Raw genomic sequence first — 24802 nt, 5'->3', positions numbered from 1 at the left:
GAGTCGGTCACGAGCGCCAAGATTACTTCCCGACCGGAACGGCATACTTCCCGACCGGAACGGCATCGGCAGCTCGTTTGCACAGTTCGCCACGCGTTGGCATACTTGCACCGTTCAAGTAGTTGCGGCATGAAACTCTTTTGAGGTGAGAAGTATGTCCCGTCCCGAGAACGTGGACGAGCTGATCGCGGTGCTGGGTCGGTGGGCTCGCATCCGCGAGCGTCTCGTCGTCACCAAGCTCAGGACGCCCGACGGCACGGTGGAGACCGCGGCGTTCCAGTGCCTGTTCGAACTCGCCGTCGGCCCGCTACGGTCCGGTGAACTGGCCGAGCGGCTCTTCGCCGATCCCTCCACGGTCAGCAGGCACATCGCCTCGCTGGTCGGGCTCGGATACGTCCGGCGCGAGGCCGACCCCCGCGACGGTCGCGCCACGATCCTGGTCCTCACCGATCCGGGTCGTCGCCAGGTCGAGGCGGTCCGCGAACACCGCATGCGCGGCATGGACTCCATGCTCGGTGAGTTCTCCGACGGGGACATCGGGAATCTCGCGACCCTCATGACGCGTTTCGTCGATGCAGCCGAACAATTCGCCGGTCAGGTCGATGATGAACACATCATCTCGGTGGGCGCACACGCCGACGACCCGACCCCGACCAGAACAGATTCCGACATTCACGACACGACAGACGATCTCGCTGCACGGTCACGACACGCAAAGGCATCACGATGAGTCACGACGCAGCCATCTCCGGCGCGAAGCCGAAGGCGGGCGCAGCAGACGCCACCGAACCCGGTGGCCTGAGCCATCGTCAGATCCTCACCATCATGGGTGGACTGATGATCGGCATGTTCCTCGCCGCGCTCGACCAGACGATCGTCTCGACCGCGATCCGCACGATCGCCGACGACCTCCAGGGGTACTCACTGCAGGCGTGGGTCACCACCGCCTACCTGATCACCTCGACGATCGTCACGCCGCTCTACGGCAAGCTCTCCGACATGTACGGCCGCAAGCCGTTCTTCATGACCGCGATCACGCTGTTCATCATCGGGTCGTTGCTGTGTTCCACGGCGACGTCGATGTACGAGCTCGCCGGATACCGCGCCCTGCAGGGTCTCGGTGCCGGTGGCCTGTTCTCGTTGGCGCTGACCATCATCGGCGACATCGTGCCCCCGCGGGAACGCGCGAAGTACCAGGGCTACTTCCTCGCCGTGTTCGGCACCTCCAGCGTGCTCGGCCCGGTGCTCGGCGGCCTGTTCGCCGGCCAGGACAGCATCCTGTTCATCACCGGCTGGCGCTGGGTGTTCCTCGTCAACGTGCCGATCGGTCTCATCGCGCTCGTCGTGGTGTTCAAGGTCCTCGACTACAACCAGATCAAGGGTGAGCGTCGCCGCTTGGACTGGTGGGGCGCACTGGCTCTCGCCATCGGCGTGGTGCCGCTGCTGATCGCCGCCGAGCAGGGACGCGAATGGGGTTGGGGCGACTACAAGACCGTCGTCTGCTACATCATCGGCGTCGTCGGCATCGCCGCGTTCATCTCGGTCGAGAAGGCCATGGGCGAGGCCGCGATCATCCCGCTGCGGGTGTTCTCCAACCGCATCTTCAGCCAGGGCATCGTCATCTCGGTGGTCATCGGTGCGGTCATGTTCGGCGCCATCTCGATTCTGCCGCAGTACTTCCAGGTGATCCGCGGGTCGAGCCCGACCGTCGCCGGGCTGCAGCTGCTGCCGATGGTGGTCGGCCTGATGAGCGCGTCCATCCTCTCGGGCCAGACGATCTCGCGGACCGGTCGCTACAAGATCTTCCCGATGATCGGCGTCGTGTTGATCACGGTGGTCACGTTCCTGATGCACTACGTCAGCGTCGCCACGCCGCTGTGGCTCGTGATGCTGATGGCGTTCTTCCTCGGCTTCGGTCTCGGCAACCTGATGCAGCCGCTGACCCTGGCGATGCAGAACGTGTTGCCCGCCAAGGACATGGGTATCTCGACGTCGTCGGCGACATTCTTCCGTCAGATCGGCGGCACGCTCGGTGTGGCGGTGTTCTTCTCCGTGTTGTTCTCGGCGATGGGCCCGAACATCAAGGATCAGATCGAGAAGGCGGCGCCCTCGGCCGAGTTCCGTCAGGGCATCGCCCAGGCCGCCGCCAGCTCCGACCCGTCGGTCGCGCAGTTCGGTCAGGGCCTCGCGTCGGGCAACGCCGGCGCCTCGGGTGGGGTCCTCAACGACACCTCGATCATCGCCAAGCTGCCGGGCGCGATCGCAGCGCCCATCAAGGACGGCTTCGCCGACTCGATGGACCTGGTGTTCCTGTCGGTGTCGTTGATGTCGATCATCGCGCTGATCGCGGTGTTCACCTGGAAAGAGGTGCCGCTGCGGTCGGGTTCCGGATCGCAGGCCGCCGCACAGGATCTCGCCGACGCCAAGGCCCTCGACGCCGAGTCCGCGCCGGTGGAGGTCTCACCGGCGGAATCGGTGGTCGCCGCGGTACCGGCCGCCGACCACGGTCGCCACGAGGCCGAGGCGGCCGGACCGGGTCGCCACGAGGTGGGACGCGCGCCCGGCGCCGACAACGTGCCGCCGCTGGGCGGGACCGACCACTCCGGTCGGCACGAGGCCTGACCGGCCCCGCTTCGCACAGATGACGCGACCCCGGCACTCACGCGAGTGTCGGGGTCGAGTCGTGGATGGGGACGGTGTCAGCCGCGCGAGGGGTCGTTCGCGTGATCGGGCTGCTCGGCCAGGCGCGCGATGGCCTCCTCGGCGATCTTCTCGGCGTCGGTGCGTCCGGTCCAGCCACCCGGGGTGACCTCCTTGCCGGGCTCGAGGTCCTTGTAGTGCTCGAAGAAGTGCGCGATCGCGTCGAGCTCGTACTTCGAGACGTCGCCGATGTCCTGGATGTGATCCCAGCGGACGTCCTTGGCGGGGACGGCGAGCAGCTTGTCGTCGCCGCCGGCCTCGTCGGACATGCGGTACATCCCGACGATGCGCGCGCGCACGATCACGCCGGGGTAGACCGACTCGGGCAGCAGCACGAGCGCGTCGAGCGGGTCGCCGTCCTCGCCCAGGGTGTTGTCGATGTAGCCGTAATCCGCGGGGTAGCCGAACGCGGTGTAGAGGTAGCGATCGAGATAGACCTTGCCGGTCTCGTGATCGACCTCGTACTTGTTGCGTGCGCCCTTGGGGATCTCGATGGTGACGTCGAACTCCACGACTGGTGTCCTCTCCGGTGGGGATCGCCGGTCGGTTCCGGCGGATTGCGCTGCGCGCGGACCCGGCCCACTGTCGACCGGCGTCTGCAAACGTCGACAACGATACTGTTGGTCGCAGGTGTGGCGAGGGCGGGATCGGCCGTGGGCAGCGGTGTCGCCCGCGAGACGCGATGAGGAGTTGTGTGAACGCACGAGCGGGCAGGCGCGGCAACGTCTGGTGGACGGTGATCCCTCTGCTGGCCGTGGTGGTCGTCGCAGCGGTGGTCGTCGTGGTCGCGCTGTCGGTCGACTCCGGCAACACGACCTCTTCGGCCGACGTCCCCACCCGCCCCGCCCTGGTCACGGTCTCGCCCGTGGTGCAACCGGTCGCGGCGAACGCGCCCGAACCCACCGGCGCAGGGATCACCGGCCAGATCGCGTCGGCCGCGGCCGACCCGGCACTCGGCGACCTCGGCGGTCAGATCTCCGATGCGTTGACCGGTCAGGTGCTCTGGTCGGCGTCACCGCAGCGGTCGTTCATCCCCGCCTCCACCACGAAGGTCCTCACCGCGGCCGCCGCGCTGCTGACCCTTCCGCTCGACAAGCAGATCACCACCTCGGTCGTGGTGGGGTCGGGTGGTCAGGTGGTGCTCGTCGGCGGCGGTGATCCGACGCTGTCGGTGCAGCCCGACGGCACCGCGAGCTTCTTCACCGACGCCGCCCGCATCTCCGACCTCGCCGCGCAGATCCAGAGATCAGGCGTCCGGGTCACCTCGGTCGCCGTCGACACCGGCCTCTACACCGGGACGTCGTTCGCGCCGTCGTGGGAGACCGCCGACATCGCCGGCGGCAGCATCGCGCCGATCCAGTCGGTGATGGCCGATTCGGGACGCATCGACCCGACCGAGCTGTACTCCCCGCGCAGCGCGACCCCGGCCGTCGCCGCGGGCAAGGCGCTCGCCGCCGACCTCGGTGTGTCCAGCAGCGCGGTCACCGAGGCGACCGCACCGACCGGTGCCCGACAGATCGCCTCGGTGCGCTCGGCGCCGCTCGAGACGCGACTGCGCGACATGCTCGTCGACTCCGACGACGTGCTCGCCGAGACCATCGCCATCGAGGTCGCCCAGGCCACCGGCGGACCCTCGAGCCTCGACGGCGGTGTCGCCGCCGTGCAGTCGACCCTGGCCTCGGCCGGACTCGACACCGCCGGAGTCTCGCTGAGCGACACCAACGGACTGTCGGTCCGTGACCGTCTCTCGGCCGCGGTGCTCGACGGCATCCTGCGGGCGGCCGCGGGCACCGGCAACGCGAAACTGCGACCGCTGGTCGAGATGCTGCCCATCTCCGGCGCCACCGGCACGCTCGCCGACCGCTTCGGCAACGGCGCCCGGTCGGGTGCCGGATGGATCAAGGCCAAGACCGGCAGCCTCACCGACGTGAACACCCTCGCCGGCATCGTCCAGACCCGGGAGAACCGCGTGCTCACCTTCGCCCTGCTGTCCAACGGGACCGACGCGAACCGGGCCCGCCCGGCCCTCGACGCCGTCGTCACCCGCCTGCGCGACTGCGGCTGCCGGTGAGCACCCCCGGCACGTCCGGCGCCGAGTCGCCCGATGCCCGGCCGCCCGGCGCGCAGATCGACTGGGGCGTGGCCGCGGGGATCGGTCGCCGCATCGCCCGCCCGGGCCCGCTGACCACGCGCTACACCCTCGAGGCGGCGCGGTCGGAGCTCGCCTCGGCCGCCGTCGCCGCCGAGGCCCCGGTGCGTGAGGTGACCGGTCTCGCCGACGGCCTGCCCGTCCCGACGGCGTCGGTGCTCGATCGTGGGCAGTGGATCGACGCCGCCGCCAGGTCGATGTCGTCGATGCTCGGGGGTGGTCAGCCCGGATCGCCAGGCGGTCTGAACATCGCGGGCCGTCTCGGCGGGGTGCAGGCGGGTGGCCTGCTCGCGCTGCTGTCGGGGGCGATCCTCGGCCAGTACGACCCCTTCTCCCCGGACCCGCGCACCGGCGACGACGGCGTGCTGATGTTGGTGACGCCCAACATCATCGCCGTCGAACGCTCGCTGAAGGTGGTGCCGTCGGACTTCCGGCTGTGGGTGTGCCTGCACGAGGTCACCCACCGGGTCCAGTTCTCGGCCAACCCCTGGTTGCGCGGCTACATGCTCGACAACATCGCGCTCATCAGCGCCGACAACGGGGAGTCGGGCGGCGAGATGGTCGCGCGGATCTCCGCGGCGTTGAAGTCCGAGAAGCCGCGGGAGAAGGGCGTTCTCGGTGCGATGCAGTTGCTGCAGACGCCCGAGCAGTACGACGCCTTCACCCGGCTGATGATGTTGGGAACCCTCCTCGAGGGGCACGCCGACCACGTGATGGACGCCGTCGGGCCGGGCCATGTGCCCACCGTGGAACGCATCCGTGCGGCGTTCGACCAGCGCCGCAAGCGTCCCCAGAACCCGCTGCAGAAGCTGCTGCGGTCACTCATCGGCATGGATGCCAAACTCGCGCAGTACATCCGGGGCAAGGCGTTCACCGACGAGGTCGTCGCGACGGTCGGTATGGAGCGCTTCAACGCGATCTGGACCGGACCGGACACCATGCCGCTCCCCGAGGAGATCGACGAGCCGAGACGATGGATCGACCGGGTCCTGTGAGCCCGCTCCGCGAGATCGCCGGCGCCGTCGTCGATCTCGCGGACAGCCACCCGATCGGCGACGAGGTCTGCGTCGGTCTCTCCGGTGGCGCCGACTCTTTGGCGCTGACCGCCGGTGCGGTCGCGGCGGGATTGGCCGTGACCGCCCTCGTCATCGACCATGGGCTGCAGCGTGATTCACGCGCGGTTGCCGAACGTGCCGCCGGGCAGGCGCGCGGGCTCGGTGCCCGGGCGCACGTGATCGGGGTGTCGGTGTCGACCAGGGGCGGCCCGGAGGGTGCGGCCCGCCGCGCGCGCCACGACGCCCTCGCCGGCGCCCGTGACGGCGCGCCGGTGCTGTTGGCGCACACCCTCGACGATCAGGCCGAGACGGTGCTGCTGGGCCTCGGCCGCGGTTCGGGGCCCCGCTCGATCGCGGGCATGGTCGCGTGGGCGTCGCCCTGGGGTCGACCGCTCCTCGCCCTTCGCCGGTCGGTCACCCACGCCGCCTGCGACGAACTCGGCCTCGAACCCTGGCACGACCCCCACAACACCGACCCCCGCTTCGCCCGTGCGCGGCTACGCGCCGAGGTGATCCCGGTGCTCGAGGACATCCTCGGTGGGGGTGTGGCGCCCGCGTTGGCACGCACCGCACGCCGCCTCCGCGAGGACGCCGAGGTGCTCGACGCCCTCGCCGACGACGTCGACGCAGGTGGCGGCACGAACGGCCTCGACCGCACGGTGTTGGCGGCGCTACCGGCGGCGATACGGCGCAGAGTGGTGCGCCGATGGATGATCTCGGTCGGTGCGACCGAACCGACGGAACGACTGATCCTGGCCGTGGACGACCTCGTCTTCGACCCGCGCCCGCACGCCGCGGTCGCCATCGGTGGCGACAGCGGGCATCGACTCAGCGTCGTCGCCGACGGTGTCGAGCTGACCGTGACGACAACGCCCCGCTGACGGATCAGCGGGGCGTCGGGCGACCTGGGTGGGTCAGCGGATCGGGCGGGGCACCGTGGGCGGCGGCACCGGGTTCGGCCGTGCCGGCGCGGGAGTGGCCCGCGGCGGGGTGAAGGGCGACCGGATGGTCTTGACGTACTCGTTGATGTTGCCGATCAGGACCGGGCCGCCGGTGACGATCGAGCCGATGGTGCCGCCCACGCCGGCGCCCGTCGCGCACCCGGTGAGGATCGGGATCGGGGGCAGTCCGGCGAGGAGGACGCAGCCGAGGCCGGCGCCGATGATCGAACCGACGAGTCCGCCGACGCCCGTGGCGACACCGAGATTGTCGGCGAGGGTCGCCAGCGCCTGGTCGTCGCGCTGCTTGCGCGTGCGCGGCGGGTCGCTGAAGTAGGCGTTGGCGTTCACGCGTCCGGGGATCTGCGGCGTCAGCGTCGCGGTCCGTCCGGCGGTGGTCGCCTTGATGGGAACCGACACGTTGTCGAGGTGAGCGGTGAGCGGAAGCGACGTGACGACGCGACCGGCCGCATCGACCACCTGCAGCGAATCCTTGTCGGTACGCAGCGACCCGGCCGTCGTGGTGAAGAGAACCGACGAGTCGTTCACCGTGGTCGAGTACTTGATCTGCTGCGCGGGAGCAGCCGACGCCTGTGCACCGGTGGTGAGCGCGGCCACCGAGGTGACGGTCACCGCTGCGGAGACGAGTGCGGTTCTGATCTTCATGGCCGTGCATCCGTTCACTTGTCGAGCGTTCGGTCGACACGTGTTCCGGTGTCGATCTCTCGTTCTCTCCGTTGAGGTTTCTCGCGAAAGCGGCGTTCTCGTGCGTTCGTCTGGGGTGTCGGAGAAATTCGATATTAGCGCCAGCAAATTCACGTTGTTGTACCAACCCGAATTTTGCTCGTGATCATCTCGTGATGGGCAGCTTATCCACTATCCGGCCTCGTCTGCAGCTCTCACGACAGGACGTGACAAGCTGTCTGTCGAACGCGCAGACGGCGAGAAGCGCGCCGAGGGCGAGAGGGCTGACGGGTGACCGAGAACCGCGACCGCTACGGGATTGATCCCTACGGCGACGACATCGAGGCCGTGGTGATCAGCGAGGCGCAGATCGCCGAACGCACCCACGAGCTGGCGCAGGCGATCGCCGCCCGGTACCCCGACATCGACGACGACCTGGTCCTCATCGGGGTCCTCAAGGGCGCCATCATGTTCATGACCGATTTCGCACGTGCACTCCCGATCCCGTCGCAGATGGAGTTCATGGCCGTCAGCTCGTACGGCTCGGCGACGTCGTCGTCGGGTGTGGTGCGAATCCTCAAGGACCTCGACCGCGACATCGCCGGCCGCGACGTCCTCATCGTCGAGGACATCATCGATTCGGGCCTCACCCTCTCGTGGTTGCTGAAGAACCTCAGCGCACGGCACCCGAAGTCGATCGCCGTGTGCACGCTCCTCCGCAAGCCCGACGCCGTGCGCCGCGACGTCGAGATCGCCGAGGTCGGTTTCGACATCCCGAACGAGTTCGTCGTCGGCTATGGACTCGATTACGCCGAGCGCTACCGCGACCTGCCCTACATCGGCCGGTTGAACCCGAACGTCTACCAGGGCTGAGTGGTCACGGCCATGACGACCGCGATCGATCTCGCCGCCGACGTCGCCGCCGGTCGGGTCCGTCCGGAGCAGGCCGTCGACGACGCGCTGGCGCGGATCTCGGCCCGCGACTCCGACGTCGGCGCCTTCGTCCGGGTGCGCGCCGACGCCGCCCGCGCCGAGGCCGCCGCACTCTCCCGACGTACCGACCTCGGGTCGCTGCCGCTGGCCGGTGTACCGATCGCGATCAAGGACAACGTCGCCGTCGCCGGTGAGCCGATGACCATCGGATCCCGCGCCACCGTGCGCGATCCGCAACCGGCCGACCACGCGATCGTGTCGAGGCTGACCGCCGCCGGTGCTGTGGTCGTCGGGATCACCGCGGTGCCCGAACTGTGTCTGTTCGGCGCGACCGACAGCCCCGATCGGATCACCCGCAACCCGTGGAACCGCAACCTCACCGCGGGCGGGTCGTCGGGCGGCTCGGCCGCCGCGGTCGCCAGCGGGCAGGTGCTGCTGGCGCACGGCAACGACGGTCTCGGGTCGATCCGCATCCCCGCCGCCGATTGCGGACTGTTCGGCATCAAACCCGGGTCGGGCGTCGTCCCGCCGCAGGGCGGCGGCAACGGTTGGTACGGCATGGCCGAGAACGGCCCGCTCGCCACCACCGTCGCCGATGCCGGACTGATGCTCGCGGTGATGGCCGACGACATGTCCCTGGCCACCGCCGCGACCGGGTCGAACGCCTCCGCGCTGCGCATCGTGGTGGCCGACAACTTCCCCCTCGCGATCGGATCGACCGACCCGCACTGGGCCGCCACGCTGACCGCGGCGTCGCAGGTCGCCGCAGAGATCGGCCACCACATCAGCGCCGCCGATCTGCCCTATCCGACGAACCCCGCGCCGCTGATGCTGCGGTGGGTGGGCGGTGCGGCCGCCGATGCCGACGACATCGCCGGGCAGGGTGGTGATCTGCGCAAGTTGCAGAAGCGCAGCCGCCGGCACACGGCGTTGGGGCGCGTCGTGAACCGACGCGGACTGGTCACCGAGCAGCAGAAGTCCGCGACCGTGGCCCGCGTGGAGCGCTACCTCGACACCGCCGGCGCCGACGTGGCGATGACCCCCATGCTCGCGCGGCCGCCGATCGACGCCGCGCGGTGGAGTGAGCGCGGCTGGCTCGCGAACATGTACGCCAACATCGGCTACGCGCCGTTCGCCGGACTGATCAACCTGCTCGGATGGCCGGCGATGTCGGTGCCGTTCGGTGTGCACCCGGCGTCGAAGACACCGATGGCCGTGCAGGTCTTCGGCCGACCGGGCAGCGAGGCGACCCTGCTGGGACTCGCCGCGCAGATCGAACAGGCCCGCCCCTGGCCCCGTATCGCACCCGGCTTCGACGGGCTGTGACCGCTCCCGGACCGTGCGATCGCTTCCCGCCCGCCGACCGCGACGCGGTCTACCGGGTGATCGAGAAGCGCCGCGACATCCGGCATTTCGCGGGTGGTGTCGTGCCCGACGACGTGTTGGGGAGGTTGCTGGCGGCCGCGCACCACGCGCCCAGCGTCGGGCTGATGCAGCCGTGGCGATTCGTGCGCATCGCCGACGCGCAGGTCCGCGCGTCGATCCGCGACCTGGTGGAGGACGAGCGGATCCGCACCGCCGACGCGCTGGGGGAGCGGTCCGACGATTTCATGGCGCTGAAGGTGGAGGGCATATCCGAGGCCGCCGAGGTGCTCGTCGTCGCGCTCGGTGACCACCGCGAACGGCACGTGTTCGGTCGCCGCACGATGCCGCAGATGGATCTCGCGTCGGTGTCGTGTGCGATCCAGAACCTGTGGCTCGCCGCGCGCGCCGAGGGGTACGGGATGGGCTGGGTGTCGCTGTTCGACCCGGCCGCACTCGGCGATCTCCTCGGGTTCCCCGAGGGTGCCGAGCCCGTCGCGATCCTGTGCCTGGGACCGGTCGAGGAATTCTACGAACGCCCGATGCTCGTCGAGACCGGATGGGCGACCGAACGCCCCCTCGACGACCTCCTCTTCACCGACCGCTGGCCCACCCCGCCGACCGGGCGGTGAACCCCGTCGATCGGGCACCCAGACGCGGCTCGGGCGGGGTCAGGAGTCCTGGGCGTCCAGCTTGTCGGCGACCTCCTGGGGGAAGCCGCCGGTCGCGATGGGGCCCCAGCGGGTGGGGGTGACCCGGATGAGCGACTTGTTCTGCGTCGCCATCGCCGCCCGGTACTCGTCCCAGTCGGGGTGTTCCCCGGAGATCGACCGGAAATACTCCACGAGTCCTTCGAGCGACTCGGGCTGGTGGAGCACCTCGGCGGTCCCGTCGACCTGCACCCAGGCGTCGTTGAACTCGGCCGAGAGGACGAGCACCGACACCTCCGGGTGCTTCTCGGCGTTGCGGGTCTTCGCCCGGCCCGGATAGGTCGAGATGACGATGCGTCCCTCGGCGTCGACACCGCCGGTCACCGGCGACATCTGCGGGGTGCCGTCCGAGCGGGTCGTCGTGAGGATCAGGTTGTGTCGGGTGCGGACGAAGTCGAGCAGTTCGTCGAGCTCGACGCGGTCGTTGGTCGCTATGTTTCTGGCCACGACACCACGGTAGCGACCGGGGCGACCCTCGCCGCGTCGATGCGGCGCACGATCTCGGCGACCGCGGCGGCGGTCCCGCCCACCGGGCATCCGTCGGAACCGATCCGCAGCGTCGCCTCGCCCAGCGCCCCGACGACGGCGGTCCGGATCAGATCGGCGGCGTCACCGACACCGGCGTGGTCGAACAGCAGTGCGGCGCTGAGGATCTGCGAGATCGGGTTGGCGCGGTCGGTGCCGGCGATGTCGGGTGCGCTGCCGTGGATCGGTTCGAAGTAGGCGGCGTGCTCGCCGATGTTGCCCGATGCGCACATCCCCAGACCGCCCACCGTCCCCGCGCCGAGATCGCTGAGGATGTCGCCGAGGAAGTTCTCCATCACCAGGACGTCGAACCGCCCGGGGCGCACCACGAGGTCGTGGGCGGCGGCGTCGGCGTAGAGGTGCTCGGCGGCGATGTCGGGGTACTGCTCGGCCACGTCGTCGAACACCGACCGGAACAGCGCGTAGCTGCGCAGCACGTTGCTCTTGTCGACACAGGTCACCCGGCGCACGCCGTCGGAGGGTGCACCGGCGCGGGTGCGGGCGAGCTCGAACGCGAACCGCGCGACGCGTTCGACCCCGACCCGGGTCACCATCAACTGGTCGACGGCGGCCTCGGCGGTGGCGACGCCGTTACCGCGCGAGAGGTAGAGACCCTCGGTGTTCTCGCGCACGATGACGTAATCGATCTCACCGGGTGCATGCCGGGTCGCGCCCGCGATGCCGGGCAGCAGCCGCACCGGTCGCACGTTGGCGTAGGTGTCGAGTCCGGTGCGCAGGATCCCGCCGAGCACGCCCGCCTCGGTGCCGTCGGGGTGGCGCACCTCGGGCAGCCCGACCGGCCCCTTCAGCACGCCGTCGGCGGCGCGCAGCCGATCGAGACGGTCGGCGGGGAACGCCGAGCCGGTCGCCGAAAACACCTTCGCACCTGCGTCGATGGTCTCGATGTCGAGGGCGACGCCCACCTGCCCGGCTGCCGCGCGCATCACCGCGACGGCGCCGGCGAGGAGGTCGGGGCCGATGCCGTCGCCGGGGATCGTCACCACGTCGATGCGGCGTCCGGTCATGGGTGGTGGGTCTCCTCCGGTCGGCCCGACGGGCTCTGTGGGTGCCGCGGCCGACCGCTGACCTGCGAGTCCGCTTCGCCGGAAGGTCGTACCGTCGTCCGGGAACGCTGCGTCGTGCCGCGACGTTGACAGGTAGCCTGACAGTTCAGGTGTACCTACATCGAAGGGACGCGCCGGCGCCGGCTGGGACGTGATGAACCGTAAGACTGTATTCCGCAATTTGGCCATCGTCGCCGTCATCGTGCTCGCGATCTGGGGGTGGACCTTCCTGCGCGACGGTGATCGCGAGTACAAGAGCGTGGACACGTCTGTCGCCCTCACCCAGCTGAACACGAAGAACGTGTCGAACGTCGAGATCGACGACCGTGAGCAGCAGCTCCGTCTCGAACTCCGCGACCCGGTCGACGGCACCACCAAGATCAGCGCCAAGTACCCGGCACGGGGGAGCGAGTTCGTCTTCGACTCCGTCCGCGAGTCCGGTGCGAAGTACCAGACCAACGTCACCCAGGAATCGGCCCTCTGGCAGATCCTGATCTTCATCCTCCCGATGCTGATCCTGTTCGGCCTCTTCTTCTTCGTGATGAGCCGCATGCAGGGTGGTGGCAAGGGCGGGGTCATGGGCTTCGGCAAGTCCAAGGCCAAGCAGCTCTCGAAGGACCACCCGAAGACCACGTTCGCCGACGTCGCCGGTTCCGACGAGGCGGTCGAGGAGCTCTACGAGATCAAGGACTTCCTGCAGAACCCCGCGCGCTACCAGGCCCTCGGCGCGAAGATCCCGCGCGGCGTGCTGCTCTACGGCCCTCCCGGTACCGGCAAGACGCTGCTCGCGCGCGCCGTCGCCGGCGAGGCGGGCGTCCCCTTCTTCACGATCTCCGGCTCGGACTTCGTCGAGATGTTCGTCGGCGTCGGTGCATCGCGCGTCCGTGACCTGTTCGAACAGGCCAAGAACAACAGCCCCTGCATCATCTTCGTCGACGAGATCGACGCCGTCGGCCGCCAGCGCGGCGCCGGCCTCGGCGGTGGACACGACGAGCGCGAGCAGACCCTCAACCAGCTGCTCGTCGAGATGGACGGCTTCGGGGAGCGCTCCGGCGTCATCCTCATCGCGGCGACCAACCGCCCCGACATCCTCGACCCGGCCCTGCTGCGTCCCGGCCGCTTCGACCGGCAGATCCCCGTCGGCAACCCCGACATCGCCGGCCGCAGGGCGATCCTCAAGGTGCACGCCGCGGGCAAGCCGATCGACCCCGACGCCGACCTCGACGGCCTCGCCAAGCGGACCCCGGGCATGTCCGGCGCCGACCTGGCCAACGTCATCAACGAGTCGGCCCTGCTCGCCGCGCGCGAGAACCGCACGACGATCACCGCCGAGCTGCTCGAGGAGTCGGTCGATCGCGTCGTCGGTGGACCGCGCCGCAAGAGCCGCATCATCAGCGAGCAGGAGAAGAAGATCGTGGCCTACCACGAGGGCGGGCACACCCTCGCCGCGTGGGCGATGCCCGATCTCGATCCGATCTACAAGGTCACCATCCTCGCCCGCGGGCGCACCGGCGGTCACGCGCTGGCCGTGCCGGAGCAGGACAAGGACCTGATGACGCGCTCGGAGATGATCGCGCGCCTGGTGATGGCGATGGGTGGCCGTGCCGCCGAGGAGCTCGTGTTCCACGAGCCGACCACCGGCGCCTCGTCCGACATCGACCAGGCGACGAAGATCGCCCGTGCGATGGTCACCGAGTACGGCATGAGCGCGAAGCTCGGTGCTGTCCGCTACGGCCAGGAACAGGGCGACCCGTTCCTCGGCCGCTCGATGGGCGCGCAGAGCGACTACTCCTCGGAGGTCGCCGCCGAGATCGACGACGAGGTCCGCCGTCTCATCGAGGCCGCACACACCGAGGCGTGGGCGATCCTCAACGAGTACCGCGACACCCTCGACGAGCTGGCGACCCAGCTCCTCGAGCGGGAGACGCTGACCCGCAAGGACCTCGAGGTCATCTTCTCGAACGTGGAGAAGCGTCCGCGCATCACCACGTTCAACGAGTTCGGCGACCGCACGCCCAGCGACAAGCCGCCGGTGAAGACACCGGGCGAGCTCGCCATCGAACGCGGTGAGCCGTGGCCGCCCGAGCCCGCACCCGATCTCCGCAAGGAGCCGGTCGCCGCCGGCTACGCGCCGAACGGCTACAACGGCAACGGGCACAACGGCAACGGACAGAACGGCAACGGCCACAACGGTGGCGGTCACGCGCCGAACGGCTACGGGCAGAACGCTCCGAACGGCTACGGCCCGAACGGATACGGCCAGCCCCAGCCGAACGGTCAGCCCCAGCCCCACGGGCAGGGTCAGGCCTACCCCGGGTACCCACAGGGCTATCCCGCCCCCGGCTACCAGGGACCCGGATACGGCAATCCCGGTCACCAGCCCGAGCCGCAACCCGTTCCGCGCCAGCAGAACCCGGGGTACCCCGCGCCGGACACCGGCCCGAACGGCGGAACTCGCCCGGATTACGGCGCCCCGGACGGTTGGTCGGCTCCCGGCTGGCCCCCGCGCGACGGCAACGGATCCCAGCCGCCGCGATGACCGTCATGCGTCGTCGGCCCACCGTGGCCGGCGACGCATCGCACATCCACCCCTCACCCGAACACTCTCACCCCGGGCACTCACAGAAGAGCGAGCTCCTGATGACCAGAACCGAAGAGAACCGTGCTGCCATCGCACCTTTCGACCAGCCCCGCGCCGAGGCGGCGGTGCGTGAACTGCTCGTCGCCATCGGTGAGGATCCCGACCGGGACGGTCTGAAGGAGACGCCGGCGCGGGTCGCGCGGGCGTACCAGGAGATGTTCGGCGGTCTGCACGTCGAACCCGACGAGGTGCTCGCCACCACCTTCGACGTCGGTCACGACGAACTGGTCCTCGTCAAGGACATCCCGATGTACTCGACCTGCGAACACCACCTCGTGTCGTTCCACGGTGTCGCCCACGTCGGGTACATCCCCGGCAAGGACGGACAGGTCACCGGCCTGTCGAAACTCGCGCGGGTGGTCGACCTCTACGCCAAGCGCCCGCAGGTGCAGGAACGCCTCACCACCCAGATCGCCGACGCCCTCGTCCGCAAACTCGATCCGCGCGGGGTGATCGTCGTGATCGAGGCCGAGCACCTCTGCATGGCGATGCGCGGCATCCGCAAGCCCGGCGCCTCGACGACCACCTCCGCGGTCCGCGGGATCTTCAAGACGAGCGCGGTGAGCCGCGGCGAGGCACTCGACCTGATCGCACGCCGCTCCGCGGTGCGCTAGCTCCCCGGTCCCACCGAGCCGCACGACGGTGTCCCTCGCCTACGCTGACCGGGTGTCACCGGAGCCCGCACGTCGTGCGTCCATCGCCACCACCGGCGGTCGGACCCGGGTGATCGGTGTCCTGAACGTCACTGCGGACTCCTTCTCCGACGGCGGCCGCTACCTCGACATCGACGCCGCCGTCGCCCACGGACGTCGCCTCACCCACGAGGGTGCCGACCTCGTCGACGTCGGCGGGGAATCGACCCGCCCGGGCGCCGTCCGCATCGATCCCGAGACCGAGATCGCCCGAGTCGTCCCCGTGGTCCGCGCGCTGTCGGCCGACGGGATCGTCGTCTCCGTCGACACGATGCACGCCCCGGTCGCCCAGGCGGCCGTCGCGGCGGGCGCCCAGATCGTCAACGACGTGTCCGGCGGCCGCGCCGACCCCGACATGGCGCGCGTCGTCGCCGACGCGGGCGTGCCGTGGATCCTCATGCACTGGCGACCGGCGCGCGACCGCACCGGTGAGCAACGCTTCGCCCACCGGGTCGACGACGTCGGCGGCTACCGCGACGTGGTCGCCGAGGTCAGCGGCGAACTGCTCTCCCAGGTCGACGCCGCGGTGTCGGCGGGCGTCGACCCCGGATCGGTGATCCTCGACCCCGGGCTCGGATTCGCCAAGGCCACCGAACACAACTGGGCCCTGCTGCACGCCCTGCCGACGCTGGTCGGTCTGGGGTTCCCGGTGCTCGTCGGGGCATCGCGCAAGCGGTTCCTCGGTGCGCTGCTCGGCGGCGACGCCGATCCCCGCCCGCCGGCCGGTCGTGAGGTCGCCACCGCGGCGATCAGTGCACTGGCCGCCATGAACGGGGCGTGGGGCGTGCGTGTGCACGATGTGGTCTCGAGTCGCGACGCCATCGCCGTCGCGACGGCATGGAACGACGGTGGACGGCGAGGGCGAGTGGATGGCTGACCGGATCGAATTGCGCGGGTTGGCCGTTCGCGGTCACCACGGCGTGTTCGCCCACGAGCGTCGCGACGGACAGGATTTCGTCGTCGACATCGTGCTGTGGCTCGACCTGCGCCCGGCCGCCGCGAGCGACGACCTCGCCGACACCGTCGACTACGGCGGTCTCGCCCAGCGCGCCCACGACATCGTCGCGGGCGAACCGCGCGACCTCATCGAGACGGTGAGCGCCGAGATCGCCGAGGACATCATGCGTGACGACCGGGTCGCGGCCTGCGAGGTCACGCTGCACAAGCCGTCGGCGCCGATCCCGCTCACCTTCGCCGACGTCGCCGTCGTCGCGCGGCGTTCGCGCTCACCGCGAGGGGACCGATGAGTCGGGCGGTCCTGTCGATCGGGTCGAACATGGGCGACCGCCTCGAGCTGCTGATGTCGGTCCGCGACGACGTGGCCGATCACCTCCTGGCGGTCTCGGCGGTGTTCTCGACCCCACCGTGGGGTCCGGTGCCCCAGGACGACTTCGACAACGCCGTCCTCGTGGTGGACGATCCGGACCGGTCACCGGCCGACTGGCTCGAGACCGGGTTCGCGCTCGAACGCGCCGCCCAGCGCACCCGCGAGAGACGGTGGGGGCCGCGCACACTCGACGTCGACGTCATCACCGCGAGCGTCGACGGGGACGTCGTCGTCAGCGACGACCCCGTGTTGACCCTCCCGCATCCACGCGCACACCTGCGGGCGTTCGTGCTCGTCCCGTGGCTCGACGCCGATCCCGACGCCACACTGTGGACCGCAGACGGTGTACGCGCGGTGACCGACCTCGTCGCCGCCCTCGATCCCGCCGACCGCGACGGTGTCCGTCGCCGTGAGGTCGGGGCGTGGTCGACGACGGTGCGGGGTGTCTCGTGACCACCCGCGGTCCCGGACCGCGCGGCAACCGTCGCGGTGACGACCCCGACGAACCCGGACTCAAGCCGACCCGCGTCCGCGATCTGCTCGGTGTCGCCGCCGTCGTCGCGGTCGTCGTGTGGCTGCTGGTCCGCGTCAGCTACGGGGAGTTGCCTCCGCTGCCGCTGCTCGCCGGGCTGATCCTGTACGTCCTCGCTGCCCTCGAGGTGGTGATCGCGTTCGTCGTCCGATCCCGCGTGGCGAGGGCACAGGTCGGCTCGAGCCGCGAGCAACTGCACCCGATCACCGCCGCCCGCGTGCTCGCGCTGGCCAAATCGTCGGCGCTGCTGGCCGCACTCGCGCTGGGCGTGTGGGTCGGGCTGCTGGCATATCTCCTGGCGCAGAACGATTCCTCGGCCGCCGACCACGACACCCCGTCGGCGGTCGTCGGGTTGATCGGTGCGGTGGCGCTCGGCGCGGCGGCCCTGTGGCTCGAATACTGCTGCCGGACACCCGACGATCCCACCGACGCCGGCGTCTCGGGACCCGCGGTCTGACCCTCCGGTACGACCCCTCGTGAACTTCGGTCGGGGAACCACCGATCGACCTCGCACAACCGTCACGAGAACGCAGGTATGTTGACGCCCATGACGACCTCCGGTGGCCGCAAGGCCGACGCACGCCGTCAGCGCCGTGGTCCGGCCCAGTACCTGCTCGGTCTGCTGCTCGCCCTCGCCATCGGCGCGAGCGTCGCGATGATCTTCAGCCCGACCCGCAGCATCGTCGCGAGCCTCGCGGTCATCGCGGCGCTGTGGGCCGCGGTGATCGGGGCGATCCTGGTGACCAAGTTCCGCCGCCAGGCCGACTCGGCCGAGGCGAAGACCCGCGACCTGCGACTGGTCTACGAGTTGCAGCTCGAACGCGAGATCACCGCGCGCCGGCAGTACGAACTCGGCGTCGAGGCCCAGATCCGCAAGGAGGTGCGCGCCGAGACCAACGAGGAACTCCACGAGCTCCAGGCCCAGGTCGCGGCGTTGCGGTCGAGCCTCGAGCTGCTCGTCGGCGAACTGCCCGAACAGCGGGTCGCGCTGTCGACGGAGCGCTACCCCGAACTCGAGCGCACCCGCGGACCCCGGCCACCGACCGCGCTCCTCGACGACAGCGTCGTGGCCGAGCGGGACTTCGCGGGCACCGAGCCCACCGAGGCGCCCGCGTCCCGATCACCCGAGGCCCCGGCGTTCACCGAGGCTCCCGTGTTCACCGACGAGACCCCGACCGACGAGTGGGCCACCCCCGCGCCGTCGGTCCCCGCCTCGTCGGCGCCGGTGGCATCCGAGCCGGCCGCCGCTCCGGAGCCTTCGCCGGTCGCGACCCCGCGCCGACCCGAGCCGCGCGACCCCGAGCCGCCGGTCTCCACCCCGCCGGTCGAGACCCCCACCGCGAGCAGCGGCCGCCACGGTCGATCGGGCGCGGGCGCCGCATCGGTCCCCGAGTCCGCGCCGGAACCCGAACCCCAGCCGATCGTCGCTCCCGAGACGGAAGCGGAGCCCGAACCCGAGGCCGTCGCCGACACCACCGCCGCGTGGGACACCTCCGCGTCGACCCGCGGTCGCGACCGACACCGCGCACCGGAGACCGAGCCGGGCGCGCACGCCAACGGCCGGTCGGTGTCGGAGCTCATCGAGCAGTTCCGCGCGCCCACCCCCGGTGGCCGCCGCCGTCGTCGCGACTGAACGACACCGCCGCATCGGTGACCCCGATCACACGCGTTGGCTGCTGAGGTGATCGGCGACCTATCCTCGCCCAGGAACGTCCGGTACCCGATGGCTGGGACCGGAACGAGCATCGGAGGACATCGGTGACCTCACCGGGTATCGCCAACTGGCCCGCGCCGGCCCGACTCACCGTCGGGATCGTGTCGGCCGGTCGGGTGGGCACCGCCCTCGGTGCAGCCCTCGAACGCGCCGACCACGTGGTCGGCGCGGTGGTCGCCCGGTCACCGCAGTCGCGATCGCGCGCCGCCCGCCGCCTGCCCGAATCGCAGATCCTCGACCTCGCCGCCGTCGCGGCCCGCAGTGAACTGCTGATCGTCAGCGTGCCCGACGCCGCCCTGCCGACCGTGATCGCCGACCTCGCACGATCGGGCGCGGTCCGCCCGGGCACGATCGTCGCCCACACCGCCGGCGCGCGCGGCGTCGCGATCCTCGAACCCCTGACCGCGCTCGGCGCCACACCGCTCGCCCTGCACCCGGCGATGACCTTCGTCGACAGCGACGACGACATCACCCGACTCCGCTCGGCCTGCTTCGGCGTGACCGCCGCCGACGAGATCGGCCACGCCGTCGGGACCTCCCTGGTGCTGGAGATGGGCGGCGAACCCGTCGCCGTCGCCGAGAAGGCCCGCCCGCTGTACCACGCAGCGCTGGCCCACGGCGCGAATCATGTTGTCGCGCTGGTGTCCGACGCCGTCGCCGCGCTGCGGATCGCCCTGGAGCAGTCGGCCGGCGAGGGGTTCTCCGCCATCGATTCCGATCCGCTCGCGTCAGGCGTGCCGGAGCGCATCCTCGGTCCGCTGGTGTCGGCGGCGCTGGCCAACGTGCTCGAACTCGGCCCGTCGGCGCTCACCGGGCCGGTCGCCCGGGGGGACGCGGCCGCGGTCGCCGCGCACCTCGCCGCCCTGGGCGCGGCCGATCCCGATCTCGCCGAGACCTACCGCGCCATGTCGCTGCGCGCCGCCGCCCGCACCGATGCACCGTCGGCGTTGATCGACGTCCTGACCGGTTCGACCCCACCTCGAGGTGACCTGTGACCCCGCACGATCCCGCCCCCACGACGCCTGGACGTCCCTACGTCGCGGGATCGCTCACCGTGCACCGCGACCCGGCGACGCTCAGCCAGATCAGCCGGGCGCTGCGGTCGACCGGCAAACGGGTGGTGCTCGTGCCGACCATGGGCGCCCTGCACGCCGGCCACCGCGAGCTCATCCGCGCGGCGAAGGCGCAGGGGCCGACCGTCGTGATCGTGTCGATCTTCGTCAACCCCCTGCAGTTCGGGGTCGGTGAGGATCTCGACGCCTACCCGCGCACCTTCGACGCCGACCGCGCGATCTGCGAGGAGATGGGTGTGGAACTGCTGTTCGCGCCCACCGCGGCCGACATGTACCCCAACGGTCCCCGCACCACCGTGCACCCCGGACCGGCAGGTGCCGAACTCGAGGCCGCCTCCCGGCCCACGCATTTCGCGGGCATGCTCACCGTCGTCGCGAAACTGCTCGCCATCGCCGCGCCGCACGCCGCCTACTTCGGCGAGAAGGACTACCAGCAGCTCGTCCTGGTACGGCAGATGGTCACCGACCTCAACCTCGACATCGCGATCGTCGGGGTGCCCACGGTGCGCGAACCCGACGGGCTGGCCATGTCGAGCCGCAACCGCTATCTCACCCCCGCACAACGAGAATCGGCGACGGCGCTGTCGGCGGCCCTGGTCGCCGGGGCCTATGCCGCCGCCGGTGGGGTCGAGGCCATCCTGTCCACGGCCCGCGGCGTGCTCGCCGAGCGTCCCGACATCGACGTCGACTACCTCGAGGTCCGCGGCGTCGACCTCGGTCCACCACCCGAGCACGGCGACGGCCGACTGCTCGTGGCCGCCCGCGTCGGGACCACCCGACTCCTCGACAACGTCGGTGTCGCGGTCGGCACCGGGTTCCTCAACCGCGGCAGCGGCGACCCCGACACCGTGTCGGCCGATCATCCGGAAGGGCACTGAGACAACATGTTCCGCACCATGATGACCTCCAAGATCCACCGCGCGCGGGTCACGCAGGCCGATCTCCACTACGTCGGTTCGGTGACGATCGACGCCGATCTGCTCACCGCCGCCGACATCCTCGAGGGCGAGCAGGTCACCATCGTCGACATCGACAACGGCAACCGCCTCGAGACCTACGCCATCGCCGGCCCCCGGGGCAGCGGCGTGATCGGGATCAACGGGGCCGCAGCCCATCTCGTCCACCCCGGCGACCTCGTCATCATCATCGCCTACGGCGTGTTGAGCCCGGAGGAACTGACCACCTACCGTCCCCACGTGGTGTTCGTCGACGAGGACAACCGCATCGTGTCCTCCGGGGCCGACCCGGCCCACGCGCCGGCCGGGTCGGGTCTGCTCGATCCCCGCGAACTCGTCGGATAGCGTCAGATGCTCCTCGCCCTCGACGTCGGCAACACCAACATCCACCTCGGCGTGTTCGCCGGCCGCGGCGACCACGCACACCTGGTGCGCGACTGGCGGATCCGCACCGAACCACGGATGACCGCCGACGAACTCGCCCTCACCCTGCGGGGTCTGCTCGGCGACGACGTCGATCGCGTCGTGTCGGTGGTGGGCCTGTCCACGGTCCCGTCGCTGCTGCGCGAGATGCGTGTGGTGGTGGGCAAGTACTTCGGGTCAGGTCCGCACGTCCTGCTCGAACCGGGGCTCCGCACCGGTGTCGCACTGCTCGTCGACAATCCCAAGGAGGTCGGGACCGATCGCGTCGCCAACGCACTCGCCGCGCACGCCACGTACGGGACGGCCTGCATCGTCGTCGATTTCGGCACCACCACCCTCGTCGACGTGGTGTCGGCGAAGGGGGAGTTCCTCGGTGGGGCCATCGCCCCCGGCATCGACCTCGCCGTCGACGCGCTCGCGGCCCGCACCGTCACCCTGCGCACCGTCGAACTGCTGCCGCCGCGCAGCGTGGTCGGCAAGAACACCGTCGAGGCGCTGCAGTCGGGCATCCTCTACGGCTTCGCCGGGCAGGTCGACGGGCTGGTGACCCGGGTGCGTCGCGAGATCCCCGGCTTCGCCGACACCGACGAGGTGACCGTGGTCGCGACGGGCTACCTCGCACCGCTCGTCTTCGACGAGTGCCGCACCCTCGACGTCCACCACGGCCACCTCACCCTCGAGGGACTGCGGCTGGTGTTCGAGCGGCAGAACGACCTGGCGCGTGCGCGCAAGCGGGGACCTGTGGCAGACTCTGCCCCGTGATGACGTGTCGTGGCGCGGAGTGTTGTCGGGGCTGAGAAAGCCCTCATCGACTCCTGCTGTCCCCACATCTCACCTCGAGGTCTCCCACATGCCTGTCCTGGCACCCCGTGCGCACATCTCCCATCCCGTCACCACGCGTCGTATCGGCGTCCTGTCGCTCCGCGTCGACGAATTCTCCCCGGCCGTCGCCGCAGGTCACCGCGTCGTCGACATCCGCGATCAGCGTGAGCGTGACACCCACGGCGTGATCGCCGGCGCGCTGGCCATCGACGCCGCGATCGTCGTCGACCGCCTCGTCCCCGACACCGCCGAATCGCTGCGCGGCATCACCGCCGACACCCGCTGGTTGCTCGTCGGCGCCGACGGGCACGACGCCGAGTGGCTCACCTGGCACTTGCACGCCCGTGGGGTACCGGGTGCCCGGTTCCTGCTCGGCGGCCACCGCGCCCTGCGGAGCACCCGTGACCTCGGTCATCGACCGCTGAGCGCATCGCAGCGCCGCGACCTCGCGGTGATCTCGGCCCACTGATCGGGTGCCGATAGGGTCGTGCGGGTGACCGACACTTCGCCCGACAACATCGACCACCTGCCCGAGCAGCTGCGCATCCGACGCGAGAAGCGCGCCCGGATCCTCGCCGACGGCGGCCAGGCGTACCCCGTGTCGATCCCGCGCACGCACTCACTCGCGCAGGTGCGCGCCGAGCACCCCGACCTGCCCGTCGACCACGCCACCGGCACACAGGTGGGCGTCGTCGGACGCGTGATGTTCGTGCGCAACAAGGGAAAGCTGTGTTTCGGCACCCTGCAGGAGGGCGACGGGACCCAGCTGCAGGTGATGATCAGCTTCAACGGTGTCGGCGAGGAGGCGCTCGCCGCATGGAAGAGCGATGTCGATCTCGGTGACTTCGTCTACGTCCACGGCGAGGTGATCAGCTCGCGCACCGGCGAGCTCAGCGTGATGGCCGATGCCTGGCAGATCGCCTCGAAGGCGTTGCGGCCGTTGCCCGTCGCGCACAAGGAACTCAGCGAGGAGGCGCGCGTCCGCCAGCGGTACGTCGACCTCATCGTCCGTCCGTCCGCCCGCGAGACGGCCCGCACCCGTGTCGCGGTGATCCGCGAGCTCCGTGCGGCTCTCGCCGAGCGAGACTTCATCGAGGTCGAGACGCCGATGCTGCAGGCCCAACACGGCGGCGCCGCGGCCCGCCCGTTCGTCACCCACTCCAACGCCCTCGACATCGACATGTACCTGCGGATCGCGCCGGAGTTGTTCCTCAAGCGCTGCGTGGTGGGCGGACTCGAGCGCGTCTTCGAGATCAACCGCAACTTCCGCAACGAGGGCATCGACTCCACGCATTCGCCCGAGTTCGCGATGCTGGAGACCTATCAGGCCTACGGCACCTACGACGACTCGGCGGTGATGACCCGTGAACTGGTGCAGGACGTGGCGCAGCGGGCGCTGGGCACCCTGACCCCCACGCTCGCCGACGGCACGGTCTACGACCTGTCCGGTGAGTGGCTGACCATCTCGATGTACCCGTCGCTGTCGGAGGCGGTCGGTACCGAGATCACTCCGGATACATCGGTGCCGACCCTGTTGGCACTGGCCGAGAAGGTCGGCCTCGCCGTTCCGCGCGACAAGGGATACGGGCACGGCAAGCTCGTCGAGGAATTGTGGGAGGACCAGGTGGGCAGGCACATCGACCGCCCGTTCTTCGTCCGCGATTTCCCGGTCGAGACCTCGCCGCTCACCCGCGATCACCGCTCGATCCCCGGCGTGGTCGAGAAGTGGGACCTCTATGTCCGTGGATTCGAACTGGCCACGGGCTACTCGGAGCTGATCGACCCCGTGATCCAGCGGGAGCGATTCGTCGATCAGGCGCGACTCGCCTCGGCCGGGGACGACGAGGCGATGGTCCTCGACGAGGAATTCCTCACCGCGATGGAACACGGAATGCCGCCGACCACCGGCACGGGAATGGGTATCGACCGACTTCTCATGGCGCTGACGGGATTGGGAATCCGGGAGACAATCCTGTTTCCGTTCGTGAAGCCGAACGAATGAATGCCGCAGTCATCACCCGATGACAATTGTCGTACCCCCGATATGTGGTTACAGTGGGTTTCGGCCGGGGGGCTGTAACCGGGGGCACTCACCAGTGTTCTCCCTGCCCGCCCGCGGCAATAACTAATCGAACAATTCATGGTGGGGGCAGCGAGATGGCGAAAAAGGTGACGGTCACCCTGGTGGATGACGTCGACGAGAGCGCATCGGCCGACGAGACCGTGGAATTCGGCATCGACGGGATCAGCTACGAGATCGATCTCTCCGCCGAGAACGCGGCACGCCTGCGCGCCGAGATCGACACGTGGGTCGAGCACGCGCGCCGGGTCGGCGGGAAGCGTCGGGGCCGTTCGTCCGCCGCATCGACCGGTGTCGACGCAGGCCAGAGCGCCGCGATCCGCGAGTGGGCACGTCGTAACGGACACGGTGTGTCGGCGCGGGGCCGGGTGTCGGGCGACATCGTCGAGCTCTACAACGCGGCGCACTGACCGCCTCTTTCG

26 protein-coding genes are annotated in these 24802 nt (G+C 70.1%); 22 read left to right on the top strand and 4 right to left on the bottom strand.

Annotated elements, in window-relative coordinates; translation table 11 throughout:
* Window positions 1–154 precede the first annotated feature (154 nt).
* Together OG579_RS09625 and OG579_RS09620 are read left to right on the top strand one after the other, a co-directional pair.
* Entirely contained in the window at window positions 155–730 is a 576-nt protein-coding gene (locus OG579_RS09625; RefSeq protein ID WP_328858944.1) for a MarR family winged helix-turn-helix transcriptional regulator, read from the top strand.
* Window positions 727–2622, top strand: a complete 1896-nt coding sequence (locus OG579_RS09620; protein WP_328858943.1) for an MDR family MFS transporter — start codon at window positions 727–729, stop codon at window positions 2620–2622. The genes OG579_RS09625 and OG579_RS09620 overlap by 4 nt, the downstream gene beginning before the upstream one ends.
* Window positions 2623–2699: 77 nt before the next feature.
* Here OG579_RS09620 and OG579_RS09615 read toward each other — a convergent pair whose 3' ends face one another.
* Window positions 2700–3212: an inorganic diphosphatase gene (locus OG579_RS09615; protein WP_328858942.1), complete on the bottom strand. Its 513-nt coding sequence runs from the start codon at window positions 3210–3212 to the stop codon at window positions 2700–2702.
* A 182-nt stretch (window positions 3213–3394) separates the two neighbouring features.
* On the opposite strand from OG579_RS09615, the gene dacB reads away from it, so the two are divergent.
* The 3 genes from dacB to tilS are packed head-to-tail and all read left to right on the top strand — an operon-like array spanning window position 3395 to window position 6785.
* Window positions 3395–4771: a D-alanyl-D-alanine carboxypeptidase/D-alanyl-D-alanine endopeptidase gene (gene dacB / locus OG579_RS09610; RefSeq protein WP_328858941.1), complete on the top strand. Its 1377-nt coding sequence runs from the start codon at window positions 3395–3397 to the stop codon at window positions 4769–4771.
* Entirely contained in the window at window positions 4768–5844 is a 1077-nt protein-coding gene (locus tag OG579_RS09605) for a zinc-dependent metalloprotease (RefSeq protein WP_328858940.1), read from the top strand. The genes dacB and OG579_RS09605 overlap by 4 nt, the downstream gene beginning before the upstream one ends.
* The gene (gene tilS / locus OG579_RS09600) at window positions 5823–6785 is read left to right on the top strand and encodes a tRNA lysidine(34) synthetase TilS (protein ID WP_408068775.1); all 963 of its coding nucleotides are present in this window, start codon (window positions 5823–5825) and stop codon (window positions 6783–6785) included. Before OG579_RS09605 ends, tilS begins: the two co-directional genes overlap by 22 nt.
* A gap of 33 nt (window positions 6786–6818) precedes the next feature.
* Here tilS and OG579_RS09595 read toward each other — a convergent pair whose 3' ends face one another.
* The gene (locus OG579_RS09595) at window positions 6819–7508 is read right to left on the bottom strand and encodes a hypothetical protein (protein WP_328858938.1); all 690 of its coding nucleotides are present in this window, start codon (window positions 7506–7508) and stop codon (window positions 6819–6821) included.
* A 309-nt stretch (window positions 7509–7817) separates the two neighbouring features.
* Here OG579_RS09595 and hpt point away from each other — a divergent pair, with 309 nt between their 5' ends.
* The 3 genes from hpt to bluB are packed head-to-tail and all read left to right on the top strand — an operon-like array spanning window position 7818 to window position 10453.
* The gene (gene hpt / locus OG579_RS09590) at window positions 7818–8399 is read left to right on the top strand and encodes a hypoxanthine phosphoribosyltransferase (RefSeq protein WP_200932823.1); all 582 of its coding nucleotides are present in this window, start codon (window positions 7818–7820) and stop codon (window positions 8397–8399) included.
* Between the two features lie 12 nt (window positions 8400–8411).
* Window positions 8412–9785, top strand: a complete 1374-nt coding sequence (locus tag OG579_RS09585) for an amidase (RefSeq protein WP_328858937.1) — start codon at window positions 8412–8414, stop codon at window positions 9783–9785.
* Window positions 9782–10453: a 5,6-dimethylbenzimidazole synthase gene (gene bluB / locus OG579_RS09580; RefSeq protein WP_045824415.1), complete on the top strand. Its 672-nt coding sequence runs from the start codon at window positions 9782–9784 to the stop codon at window positions 10451–10453. The genes OG579_RS09585 and bluB overlap by 4 nt, the downstream gene beginning before the upstream one ends.
* Window positions 10454–10492: 39 nt before the next feature.
* On the opposite strand, the gene OG579_RS09575 is transcribed toward bluB, so the two are convergent.
* Window positions 10493–10978 (bottom strand): PPOX class F420-dependent oxidoreductase, encoded by a 486-nt coding sequence (locus tag OG579_RS09575; RefSeq protein WP_045824414.1) that lies wholly within the window; start codon window positions 10976–10978, stop codon window positions 10493–10495.
* On the bottom strand, window positions 10963–12081 hold the full coding sequence (locus OG579_RS09570; RefSeq protein ID WP_328858936.1) for an isocitrate/isopropylmalate dehydrogenase family protein: 1119 nt from the start codon (window positions 12079–12081) through the stop codon (window positions 10963–10965). The genes OG579_RS09575 and OG579_RS09570 overlap by 16 nt, the downstream gene beginning before the upstream one ends.
* 193 nt (window positions 12082–12274) lie before the next feature.
* On the opposite strand from OG579_RS09570, the gene ftsH reads away from it, so the two are divergent.
* From ftsH to OG579_RS09500, 14 genes are all read left to right on the top strand, one after another.
* Window positions 12275–14659: an ATP-dependent zinc metalloprotease FtsH gene (ftsH, locus tag OG579_RS09565; RefSeq protein ID WP_328858935.1), complete on the top strand. Its 2385-nt coding sequence runs from the start codon at window positions 12275–12277 to the stop codon at window positions 14657–14659.
* A gap of 101 nt (window positions 14660–14760) precedes the next feature.
* Window positions 14761–15375, top strand: a complete 615-nt coding sequence (folE, locus tag OG579_RS09560) for a GTP cyclohydrolase I FolE (RefSeq protein ID WP_045824517.1) — start codon at window positions 14761–14763, stop codon at window positions 15373–15375.
* Between the two features lie 52 nt (window positions 15376–15427).
* A complete protein-coding gene (gene folP / locus OG579_RS09555; protein ID WP_408068774.1) occupies window positions 15428–16330 on the top strand; it encodes a dihydropteroate synthase in 903 nt (300 codons plus the stop codon).
* A complete protein-coding gene (gene folB / locus OG579_RS09550) occupies window positions 16323–16700 on the top strand; it encodes a dihydroneopterin aldolase (protein ID WP_045824515.1) in 378 nt (125 codons plus the stop codon). Before folP ends, folB begins: the two co-directional genes overlap by 8 nt.
* A complete protein-coding gene (folK, locus tag OG579_RS09545; protein WP_328858934.1) occupies window positions 16697–17233 on the top strand; it encodes a 2-amino-4-hydroxy-6-hydroxymethyldihydropteridine diphosphokinase in 537 nt (178 codons plus the stop codon). Before folB ends, folK begins: the two co-directional genes overlap by 4 nt.
* Entirely contained in the window at window positions 17230–17769 is a 540-nt protein-coding gene (locus OG579_RS09540; protein ID WP_045824514.1) for a DUF3180 domain-containing protein, read from the top strand. Before folK ends, OG579_RS09540 begins: the two co-directional genes overlap by 4 nt.
* Before the next feature lie 90 nt (window positions 17770–17859).
* Window positions 17860–18945, top strand: coding sequence for a DUF6779 domain-containing protein (locus OG579_RS09535; RefSeq protein ID WP_328858933.1), 1086 nt, complete (start codon window positions 17860–17862; stop codon window positions 18943–18945).
* A gap of 125 nt (window positions 18946–19070) precedes the next feature.
* The gene (locus tag OG579_RS09530; protein ID WP_328858932.1) at window positions 19071–20021 is read left to right on the top strand and encodes a Rossmann-like and DUF2520 domain-containing protein; all 951 of its coding nucleotides are present in this window, start codon (window positions 19071–19073) and stop codon (window positions 20019–20021) included.
* Window positions 20018–20977 carry a pantoate--beta-alanine ligase gene (gene panC, locus OG579_RS09525; protein WP_328858931.1) on the top strand — a complete coding sequence of 320 codons (960 nt, stop codon included), beginning with the start codon at window positions 20018–20020 and terminating at the stop codon, window positions 20975–20977. Before OG579_RS09530 ends, panC begins: the two co-directional genes overlap by 4 nt.
* 6 nt (window positions 20978–20983) lie before the next feature.
* The gene (gene panD / locus OG579_RS09520) at window positions 20984–21400 is read left to right on the top strand and encodes an aspartate 1-decarboxylase (protein WP_055793433.1); all 417 of its coding nucleotides are present in this window, start codon (window positions 20984–20986) and stop codon (window positions 21398–21400) included.
* Window positions 21401–21406: 6 nt separating this feature from the next.
* On the top strand, window positions 21407–22240 hold the full coding sequence (locus tag OG579_RS09515) for a type III pantothenate kinase (protein ID WP_045824407.1): 834 nt from the start codon (window positions 21407–21409) through the stop codon (window positions 22238–22240).
* Between the two features lie 88 nt (window positions 22241–22328).
* Window positions 22329–22769 (top strand): rhodanese-like domain-containing protein, encoded by a 441-nt coding sequence (locus tag OG579_RS09510; protein ID WP_328858930.1) that lies wholly within the window; start codon window positions 22329–22331, stop codon window positions 22767–22769.
* A gap of 24 nt (window positions 22770–22793) precedes the next feature.
* Window positions 22794–24302 carry a lysine--tRNA ligase gene (gene lysS, locus OG579_RS09505; protein WP_328858929.1) on the top strand — a complete coding sequence of 503 codons (1509 nt, stop codon included), beginning with the start codon at window positions 22794–22796 and terminating at the stop codon, window positions 24300–24302.
* A gap of 155 nt (window positions 24303–24457) precedes the next feature.
* Window positions 24458–24790 carry a histone-like nucleoid-structuring protein Lsr2 gene (locus OG579_RS09500; RefSeq protein ID WP_328858928.1) on the top strand — a complete coding sequence of 111 codons (333 nt, stop codon included), beginning with the start codon at window positions 24458–24460 and terminating at the stop codon, window positions 24788–24790.
* The last annotated feature ends 12 nt before the right edge of the window (window positions 24791–24802 follow it).

The organism is Williamsia herbipolensis (assembly GCF_036153515.1).
Classification (GTDB): domain Bacteria; phylum Actinomycetota; class Actinomycetes; order Mycobacteriales; family Mycobacteriaceae; genus Williamsia_A; species Williamsia_A herbipolensis.
Note: the sequence above shows the minus strand (reverse complement) of the source record. Positions and strands in the feature narration are given on the sequence as shown.